This window comes from Sphingomonas bacterium (genome assembly GCF_903644135.1).
Classification (GTDB): domain Bacteria; phylum Pseudomonadota; class Alphaproteobacteria; order Sphingomonadales; family Sphingomonadaceae; genus Sphingomonas.
The window spans coordinates 1-9,474 of record NZ_CAHJXA010000083.1 but is presented as its reverse complement, the minus strand read 5'-3'; the positions used below and the strand labels follow the sequence as shown (position 1 = coordinate 9,474).

Genomic DNA, 9,474 nt, shown 5'->3' with positions numbered 1-9,474 from the left:
TGTTGGACGCCGATCACCCCGCCAAGGGGGTCCCTTTTGCACGCCGATCCACAGCGACAGGAGCCTCGCGTCGGCTTCGGCCTTGCGCTCGTCGATCCGACGAGCGAGGAATTCTCCTGGCGGCTCGATTTCTTTGCGCTTCTTGCCGCCCGCGACGCTGTCGAACATGTGCTTGAGCAGCATGTCGCCGAACCGCTTCAGTTCGAAGCTGACCATTCCTTGGAAATGCTCGAGTTCGTCGACCTTCTCGCGCTCGAAGGCGAGAAGGAACCGCTCGAAATCCGGCCAGACTTGGACAATTTCGGTGAAGCCCGAAGTGCTAATCGTCTCACGATAACGGCGGACGACTACCTCGAGCGGCGCATTCATGAAGAGGGCATTGTTGTAGATCATCAGCCCGATCGGCTGGTAGCGCGAAAGCTGAAAAATCTTTTCCGCTGAATCATAGGTCTTCGACGACCGTGGTCCGGCCAGCGTGACGATGCTGTCGGCTGCCAAGGCTACCGCGGTGCGGTTGAGGATCGCGATCTCAGCGGTCATCGATCAGCTCGATCTTCCAGAATTGTCGTAGCGATCCACCAACGGCAGGCGTTAGAGCCACTTTCCCCGCCGCCTGAACAGGCGTCCGCCTCCGCGCGATCACCTTCCGAAAAAGCGGCCATTCCGCTATCCACCAGATTTGCCATTAAAGCAGCCTGTCTGCTTCGTGAAGCATCTACACTAACCGTGTTCCGCTCCCGTTCGGGTGCCGAACCGCAGCTCTGCCAGCGACACAGACAGGCGGAGGGGAGAAGGAGCGCGGATGATTGCCTGCGCTGCCCTCACTTTCACTAACGCGACGCCGACGTCGGCCGGCACCGCGGTGGAAAACGTCAGCCCGCCTGCTTGGTGGTCCTCGGTGCCATACCGGGCGAGCAAGCGCCAATGTACTTGACGGTGACTGTCGAGGCGCGTTCGGTCTGCATCGCGGCGGGCTATATTGGCGCCGGTCATCCTGGTCTTCATCGCAATCGTATATGCCGACGAGGAGTCGCCGCTGACCTCGCCGGTCGTGCTCATCGTCATGCCGTTCATCTTCCACTCGGCGTCAATCGAATAGCCCGACGCTGTCTTCGTGAACGAGTTCTTCGAACAGGCCTGACCCCCTGGGGCGGTGGCGAGAACGGGTTCACCCCGGGAGCAGGCGCGCCAACGCAGACCTGCGTCGCCATTGATCGGCAGCCTTGGCTATCTTCTCAATCGGCGCCAAGCTGGTGTTGAGCCTATTGGAGCGGAAGGCCAGCTAGCGATGGGAACGAACAACCACGCTGGACCTCGCTTGCTGCTGGCAGCCGCGATCGCAGCGTTGGCCATGCTTGCTACGCTGGCTGGCGCGCCAGCCCGGGCAGCAACGGCCGACCCGCGTCCCGATCCGGATGCCTGCACCCTGCTCACCAGCATGGACCTGGAGCCGCTGCTGCTCGCAGGCGCAGGCGGGGTGATCGATGGCTACAACTATTATCCCGCGCCCGGCATGGCGACCTGCAAGTGGCTCGCGCAGCCGAACAACCATGCGGCGGACGCGGTGCGGCGGACGGCGATGCTCGCCTTCTACCACATCGCCGATGCTCGTCGCGCGCAGGCACAGCTCGACCGGCAGCCGCGTGGCGACATACGCCCATCGATGGCGATCAGCGGCGGCGGCGATGACGCGGTCGCTCGGCCGTCGCCGACCATCGTCGTGGCGCGTCACGGTGCCGACATCGCGATCATCGATGCCGGCGGCGCCGAGTTGAGCGACACTGGCCAGATGGAGACCCGCTATCTGCTCGATGCCTTGGCGCTCAAGGCGGCCGGTGCGACGGTCAAGCCGCCGCCTTGGGTCGAGACGGGGCATGTGGCGAAGATGGTGCCGCTCGCACCGACCGGCTCGCTTGCCGGCTGGACACCTCCGCCGCAGCGCATGCCTGGCGGCGGCGCGGTGCTCGACCCCATCATTCATGGCCTGAAGCTGCTCGCCGACTGGCGGTACGGGCTGATGACGGTGCTGATGCCGTTCGCGGTCGTCCTGCTCGTCATCCGGCGACCCCGGCGCCGGTCAGCTGAGGTAACGTCCGCCGAGTTCGACGTCATTGATCATCATCGACCTGTACGGCGCTGGCCGACTTGGCTCGCTTTCGGATGCCTTGCCCTCCTCATCCTCAACATGCTGTTCGGTAGCACGCTCGCGACCCAGCTGATCGATTGCTATGGCGAGACGGGAGCGGCAAGCGTGACCGGCAGGTTCGCGACCTCGACCCAGTACAACCGCCACGACGTGATCGGCTACTGGGTGCTGATCGGCACGGCCGATCGGCGGGTGGTGGCGGGCGAGTATCGGACCGACGACTTCAACGTGTTGGGTCTTGGCGACACCGGCATCTACCCGGATGTCGGAGACGTGTTCACGGTCCGTTATCTGCCCAGCCATCCGCAGGAGTTCGTGATCCGCAACGACGACCAGAGCCCCTGGGCGCGCAAGCTCGCCTGCACCCGTCTAGCCGCTTGGCACGGAGAAGCCAGCCGACGCACGATCGCCGCGCCTGGAAACGCGACGTTCCGAGCCGAGCTGACCCGTGCCAGCCAGGTCGAGCATCAGGCGGGCTGCACCCGCTGATACGGCGGACTGCCTGCTATTGCGGGAGCGGTGCCCCCTGAGCTGCCATCTGACCGCAGAGCACCCGCTCGGAGGTCTTCTGCACACGCGCATTGTCGGCCAGCGACATGGTCTTGCCCGCCGGCACGACCTCGGGACGCGCAGGGTTGCTCGAGTCCATCAGGCCGATGACCTGCTCGCCGATGATGGTGCCACCTTCGCCGACCGTCTCCTGCGCGCGAGCCGCGGCACCCACCGTGATGCCCCTGGTCACCGCATCGACCATCTTGCGGGTGTTGGCGACATCGGCGGCGGTGGCGAACCCCTTGGCCGCGCAATACTCCATCAGCCCAAGATGGTTGTACGTAGCGCCGAACGCCGCCTGAACCTGTGCGTCGGTCGGCAAGTCCTGCGCGGCGGCGGGTGCCGAGATGCTACCCCAGGCGGCGGTGAACAGGAAGGTGAGGGCGAGTCGCGAGGTTGGATGAAGGTTCACGATGAGTCTCCTTGCTTGTTCCCGGCCGGATGACAGCACACGCCTGCACGCCGGCGATGCTCTTATCGGGCCTTGGTGACGGACGCACCTGCGTCGATTGGCCGGGTGGCCGTTGGAGCGGGAAGCACGGCCTTCTCACCCGGCAGCACCGGCCGGAGTTGATCGAGAAGCCGGTCGACAGCCGCTTGCAACGTCACGGCGGCCGATGGGCCTAGCGTGGAGCCGATCGGCGCCTGCTCGAGGTCTCCTGATGCGATCGCGTCGAACATGTGCTCGTCTATCCCGGGCGGTGGCCGGTCGGCATCGGGGTGGGCGACACGATACGCTTCCATCTTGCGCATCTCACCTTCCATGTACGCCTTCAGGCTGGCCACAGCTTGCTCATCGAACGGCGACCGCAGGGCACCTTCCGCAGTGGCTTCGCCCGACCAGGGCACCGATCCATCTTTCAGCACCAGCATCGCTGCGACCTTTGCCGACGAGGTCCCGGAGTCCAGGCTATTGCCGCTGCTGCTGAGCTCGCCCTCGATGATGTTCCAGCTCGGCCCCTTCGAGCTGGCCTCGCTCTCGCCAATCGCCAGCACGACGTCCTGGTGCAGCGCTGTCAGCATGGCGGCTAGCGCGGCATGCGGCCGGCGGCGGCGCCGATCCTCGTCGGGATCGACCTGGGCACAGGCGACCATCTCGAGACGGGTGGCGAACCAGCGTCCCGCGCCGCCGCCGAACGACAGGCTGTAGGAGCCCTTGCGCCCTTTCAGCCGTGCCTGCTTGGCTGCGTCAACCACCTGAACGTCGCCACCCGCGACGAGATCGACGGTGACGCCGCGATCACGCAAGGTGGTGGCTATAACCTCCAGCGCGGCAGTTCGCTGGCCGGATGCTGGCTCGGGGTACCACGTAGACAACGGTGCCGTCATGCAGCCGTCCGGATCGACGGAGGCGTCGACGATCGCGACGTGGGTGAGCCGCCCGTCGCCGAAACTTCGAGCGAGCGACGGACGGGCGGTTCCTGCGGCATTATCGCTGGCCGGGAGGATCACCGTCTGTACCGCTGTTGCCTGGTTCTTCGCCTCTTGCCCGGCCGACCAACAAGGCGTCGCCGCAGCGATACCGTAAAGCGCGATTAACGTGAACGGACGCGGGCTGATCAAGCGGATCATGGTTCGCTATTCTTCGCTGATCGTGATCGTATTGGCCAGTGGCCGGGCCTCAACCGCAAGACTGCCCGGCACCATACATCCACCCCCGACCCAGGCTGGCAAGCCACCTGCCGCTGGGCGCGTAGTCACCACTCGTGGAGACGTGAATGAGGGCGCGCTTGTGCCTGTTGTCGTTCCAAAGCGGTCAGTGCGAGTTCCACCAACGATGCTCCTCAACCAGGCTTCGACCAGTCAACGTCCGTGGAGGCCTGCCGTAGGCAACTCCCGCCCGGCGGCGCTCCCAATTTGCTCTGTTCTGAGGGGAGAGGGAAAGGGCGGGTCCGCCGAAGCCGGCTCTTACCCGCTGTGCTTGCCAGGTGATTGCCAGCCCGGCGGACCACCCAGAGCGCTAGGCCTAACTAGTTGAAAAATGGTGCTGCCGGTGAGGATTGAACTCACGACCTCAGCCTTACCAAGGATGCGCTCTACCACTGAGCTACGGCAGCATGGCCGGGCGGAGCTGCCGCCGGCGAAGCGCGGCTAGAGCGGAGGGGCGCTTGATTGTCAAGGCGCGGGAGGGTGGGCTAGTTAGCCGCCATGCCTGCCGATCCCGACCGTCCCGGCCGCCTTGCCGCACAGCTGCGCGCCAACCTTGTCCGGCGCAAGCAGCAGGTGCGGGGCAACACCGCGTCACCGGGCGAGCGGCCGACCGCAACCGACGATCAGTGCGACAGCGCGAGCGATCCCAGCGATAATGCCGCGCCCGCCGCTTGATAGCAGACGCCCGATGCCGCGCAGCCGAACCCGACAACCGCGACCACGACGATCAGCCGACGCGCCCACATTTTCGTTCCAACCATGCCCGGTCCTCTCCAGCGAGTGCGGGGCCGAGTGTCTCGGTCACCCTGGCGTGATAGGCATTGAGCCACGAAAGCTCGTCGCTCGTCAATAGGGCCGGATCGATCAGATCGCGCTCGATCGGTGCCAGGGTGAGCGTCTCGAAGCCCAGCATCGCCCGATCCAGATCGCCCGCGGCGATGCTGACCGGCTCGATCAGCACCAGGTTTTCGATGCGGATGCCGTACTCGCCCGGCTTGTAGTAGCCGGGTTCGTTGGACAGCATCATGCCGGCGCGCAGCGGCTCCATCGCGGCACCGCCGGGATAGTCGGGCGATGCGATCCGCTGCGGCCCCTCGTGCACCGCCAGGTAGGAGCCGATGCCGTGACCGGTGCCGTGGCCGTAGTCGAGCCCTGCCTCCCAGAGCGGCCGGCGGGCAAAGGCGTCGATCTGGCCGCCGAGCGTGCCGTCTGGAAAGACCGCCGAGGCGATGGCGATGTGGCCCTTGAGAACGCGGGTGAAGCGGTCGCGCATCTCGGCGGTGGGAGCGCCGATCGGCATCACGCGAGTGACGTCGGTGGTGCCGTCGGCATATTGCCCGCCCGAGTCGATCAGGAACAGCTGGCCGGGCAGGATCGGCGCGTTCGAGGCCTCGTCGACATGGTAATGCGGGATCGCACCGTGCGCGCCGGTGGCCGCGATGGTCGAGAAGCTGGTGTCGAGCAGCCGCCCCGTCTCCTGCCGGAACGCGAGCAGGCGGGCGGCGGCGGAGAGTTCGGTCTGGCCGCCGTTGGGACACTCCTCCTCCACCCAGCGCAGGAAGCGGGTCAGGGCCGCACCGTCGCGGATGCTCGCGGCGCGGTGGCCGGCAACCTCGGCGGGGTTCTTGATCGCCTTGGCGAGGACGACGGGATCGCGCTTGGCCAGCACCGTCGCGCCTGCCGCCGCCAGTGCCGAATGAATGGCGGTGACGGCCCGCTCCGGGTCGGCGGCGACGCGCTTGCCCGCGAACTGCGCCAGTGCCCCGGCGAACGCGGTATAGGGCTGAAGCCGCACCGCATTGCCGAGATGGCGGCGGACCGCGTCGGTGACCTTGCCCGGCTCGACGAACAGGTCGGTCGCGCCGTCGGCATGGACGATCGCATAGGCGCGCGCGACGGGCGTGTGGTCGACGTCGCCGCCGCGGATGTTGAGCGCCCAGGCGACCGAGTCGAGCGCGGTCAGCACCACCGCGTCCGCCCGCTCGGCCGACAGCCAGTCGGCGATCGCGGCGCGCTTGGCGGCGGAACCGGCACCGGCAACCTCGTCATCCTGCACCTTGAGCAGTGCGTCGCTGGGCTGTGGGCGGTCGCTCCAGACCGCATCGACGGGGTTGGCGTCGACCGCGACGAGGCTCGCACCGGCATCGCCGAGCGCCGCACCGACCTGCTGCACCCAGCCGGTGGTGTGCAGCCAGGGGTCGTAGCCGATCCGCGCGCCCGCCGATGCGTGTGCGCCGAGCCAGCTGGCGACGCTGTGTGCGGGTACGCCAACATAGTCCCAGTCGGCCCCGTCGACCTGCTCGCGCACCTGGATCGCATAGCGGCCGTCGACGAAGATCGCCGCCGTCTCGGCCAGCACCACCGCCGTCCCGGCCGAGCCGCCGAAGCCGGTCAGCCAGCCGAGCCGCTGGGCATAGCCGCCGGCATATTCGCTCATATGCTCGTCGGTGAGGGGCACGACGAAGCCGTCAAGGTCGCGGGCGGCGAGTTCGGCGCGCAGGGCAGTGAGGCGGTTATTATAGGAGGTCATGACCCTCTCCTATCGGCTTCCCTAGATGCGGTCACCCTCACCCTTCCGGCGCTATGCGCCTCCCTCCCTCTCCCAATGGGAGAGGGAAAGGAGCCGCCGCAGGCGGCGGGAAGGGTGAGGGCGGCCTCAATCCAGCCGCATCGCTTCCGCCGCCAGCGCCTCGGCCTCGATCAGCAGCGCGTCGTCGGCCCCGGCCGTCGCCACCCGCTCGCGGCCGATCAGGGTCAGCACCGGCACCGCCAGCGGCGTGACGCGCGGCAGGTCGACATGGACCATCGTCTCCGCCGCGCGGTCGAGCAGGTTGGCGAGCCGGCCGACATCGGTCATTCGCGCCCGCGCGTCCGCCCAGGCCGCCTCCAGCAGCAAGTGGCCAGGCTCGTACTGACGCAGCACGTCGTAGATGAGGTCGGTGGAGAAGGTGACCTGCTTGCCGGTCTTGCGCTTGCCGGGATGCTGGCGCTCGACCAGGCCGCCGATCACCGCCACCTCGCGGAAGGCGCGCTTCAGGAGGTGCGATCGTTCCACCCAGTCGACGAACTCACGCTCCAGGATGTCGGCGCTGAACAGCCGGGCGGGATCGGTCACCGGCTTCAGCCCGTAGCAGGCGATGGCATAGTCGTTGGCGACGAAGCCCAGCGGCTTCAGCCCCTCCGTTTCCATCCGCCGCGTGACCAGCATCCCGAGCGACTGGTGCGCGTTCCAGCCCTCGAAGCTGTAGGCGACCAAGTAGTGCCGCCCTTCGCGCGGGAAGGTCTCGACGAGGAGTTGGCCGGGCTTGGGCAGCACCGAGCGCTTGGCCTGATATTCCAGCCACTCGCGGACATCGTCTGGGAAGCGCGCCCATTCGCCGGGGCTGTCGAGGAAGTCGCGCACCCGGTTGGCGAGGTTGGTCGACAGCGGCATCCGGCTTCCGCCATAGGTGGGGATGCGCGCCGGGCGGCTGGTGGCGCGCACCACCAGGTCCTCCAGGTCGATCTTCTCGACCTCCAGGCTGAGCCCGGCGAAGAAGAAGGTGTCGCCGTGGCTGAGCGTCGCGGCGAACGCCTCCTCGACCTTGCCGAGCGCGCGGCCGTTCTTGAAGCGGACGGTCAGCATCGTCGCCTCGACGATGATGCCGGCGTTGAGGCGGTGCTGGGTGACGAAGCGCGGGTGGCTGACGCGCCACGTCCCGTCGGCATCCTGGGTCAGGCGCTTGAAGCGGTCATAGGCGCGCAGCGAATAGCCGCCGTCGCGGATGAAGCCGAGGACGCGAGCGAACGTCTCCGCGGTCAGCGCCGAGTAGGGCAGGGCGGACTGCACCTCCGCCAGCAGCTCCGCCTCGCGGAACGGGGCGGCGCAGGCGCAGGCCATGACGTGCTGCGCCAGCACGTCGAGCGCGCCGGGACGGAACAGGTCGGCGTCGAGCTCCCCCGCCTCGACCGCGTCCAGTGCCGCCCGCGCCTCAAGATATTCGAAGCGGTTGCCGGGAACGAGGATACCCTCCGACGCCTCGTCGAGGCGGTGGTTGGAGCGGCCGAGCCGCTGGAGCAGCCGCGACGAGCCCTTGGGCGCGCCCATCTGGATCACGCAATCGACGTCGCCCCAGTCAACGCCGAGGTCGAGGCTGGCGGTCGCGACCAGCGCGCGCAGCCGCCCGCCGGCCATCGCTGCCTCCACCTTGCGCCGCGCCTCCAGCGCCAGGCTGCCGTGATGGACGCCGATCGGCAGCGACATCGTGTTGACCTTCCACAGGTCCTGGAAGATCAGCTCGGCGAGGCTGCGGGTGTTGCAGAAGACGATCGAGGTGCGATGCGTCTCGATCTCGGCCATCACCTGCTCGGCGGCATAGCGGCCCGAATGGCCGGTCCACGGCACGCGGCCTTCGGGCAGCAGGATGGCGATGTCGGGGTCGGCACCTGGCTCGCCCTGGACCAGGCTGACGGCGTCGATGTCGCCATCGGGGGCCAGCCAGGCGCGATAGCCGTCGGCATCGGCGACGGTGGCCGACAGCGCGACCCGGCGCAGGGTAGGGGAGAGCCGCTGAAGACGCGCCATGCACAGCGCGAGCAGGTCGCCGCGCTTGCCGGTGGCGAAGGCATGGACCTCGTCGATCACGATCGTGCGCAGGTTGGCGAAGATCAGGTTCGCATCGGGGTAGCTGAGCAGCAGCGACAGCGACTCGGGCGTGGTCAGCAGGATCTGCGGCGGCCGGAGCCGCTGGCGCGCCTTGCGGTCGGATGGCGTGTCGCCGGTGCGGGTCTCGACGCGCAGGGTCAGCCCCATCTCCTCGATCGGTGTGACGAGGTTGCGCTGGATGTCGACCGCGAGCGCCTTCAACGGCGAGACGTAGAGGGTGTGGAGCCCCTCCGTCGGCGCCTCGATCAGCTCGGTCAGCGTCGGCAGGAAGCCGGCCAGCGTCTTGCCCGCGCCGGTGCTGGCGATCAGCAGCGCATGGCGACCGGCCCGTGCCTCGCGCAGCATATCGAGCTGGTGGCGGCGGGGGGTCCAGCCACGCGCGGCGAACCAGTCGGTGAGGGGGAGGGGGAGGTCGGTCACCCTCACCCTTCCGCGCCTTCAGCGCTCCCTCCCTCTCCCAGCGGGAGAGGGAAGGGGCCCG

At 67.8% G+C, this 9,474-nt stretch carries 8 protein-coding genes and 1 tRNA gene; 2 read left to right on the top strand and 7 right to left on the bottom strand.

The window, feature by feature from the left end:
* A partial coding sequence (locus HUU96_RS06360; RefSeq protein WP_217430275.1) for a hypothetical protein occupies positions 1–540 on the bottom strand: 540 nt, incomplete at its 3' end.
* Positions 541–720: 180 nt separating this feature from the next.
* Complete coding sequence (locus tag HUU96_RS06355) at positions 721–1,074, bottom strand: hypothetical protein (protein ID WP_174291999.1); 354 nt, start codon at positions 1,072–1,074, stop codon at positions 721–723.
* Between the two features lie 277 nt (positions 1,075–1,351).
* On the opposite strand from HUU96_RS06355, the gene HUU96_RS06350 reads away from it, so the two are divergent.
* On the top strand, positions 1,352–2,635 hold the full coding sequence (locus HUU96_RS06350; protein ID WP_174291998.1) for a hypothetical protein: 1,284 nt from the start codon (positions 1,352–1,354) through the stop codon (positions 2,633–2,635).
* Positions 2,636–2,651: 16 nt separating this feature from the next.
* On the opposite strand, the gene HUU96_RS06345 is transcribed toward HUU96_RS06350, so the two are convergent.
* The 3 genes from HUU96_RS06345 to HUU96_RS06335 form a co-directional block, all read right to left on the bottom strand.
* Positions 2,652–3,110: a hypothetical protein gene (locus tag HUU96_RS06345; RefSeq protein ID WP_174291997.1), complete on the bottom strand. Its 459-nt coding sequence runs from the start codon at positions 3,108–3,110 to the stop codon at positions 2,652–2,654.
* Positions 3,111–3,172: 62 nt separating this feature from the next.
* Positions 3,173–4,270 (bottom strand): hypothetical protein, encoded by a 1,098-nt coding sequence (locus HUU96_RS06340; RefSeq protein WP_174291996.1) that lies wholly within the window; start codon positions 4,268–4,270, stop codon positions 3,173–3,175.
* A gap of 410 nt (positions 4,271–4,680) precedes the next feature.
* Positions 4,681–4,755, bottom strand: a tRNA-Thr gene (locus HUU96_RS06335).
* A 91-nt stretch (positions 4,756–4,846) separates the two neighbouring features.
* On the opposite strand from HUU96_RS06335, the gene HUU96_RS06330 reads away from it, so the two are divergent.
* Positions 4,847–5,023 carry a hypothetical protein gene (locus HUU96_RS06330; protein WP_174291995.1) on the top strand — a complete coding sequence of 59 codons (177 nt, stop codon included), beginning with the start codon at positions 4,847–4,849 and terminating at the stop codon, positions 5,021–5,023.
* Positions 5,024–5,075: 52 nt separating this feature from the next.
* On the opposite strand, the gene HUU96_RS06325 is transcribed toward HUU96_RS06330, so the two are convergent.
* Both HUU96_RS06325 and HUU96_RS06320 read right to left on the bottom strand, forming a co-directional pair.
* Positions 5,076–6,878 carry an aminopeptidase P family protein gene (locus HUU96_RS06325; protein ID WP_174291994.1) on the bottom strand — a complete coding sequence of 601 codons (1,803 nt, stop codon included), beginning with the start codon at positions 6,876–6,878 and terminating at the stop codon, positions 5,076–5,078.
* 126 nt (positions 6,879–7,004) lie between these two features.
* A complete protein-coding gene (locus HUU96_RS06320; RefSeq protein ID WP_174291993.1) occupies positions 7,005–9,413 on the bottom strand; it encodes a ligase-associated DNA damage response DEXH box helicase in 2,409 nt (802 codons plus the stop codon).
* Positions 9,414–9,474: the final 61 nt, after the last annotated feature.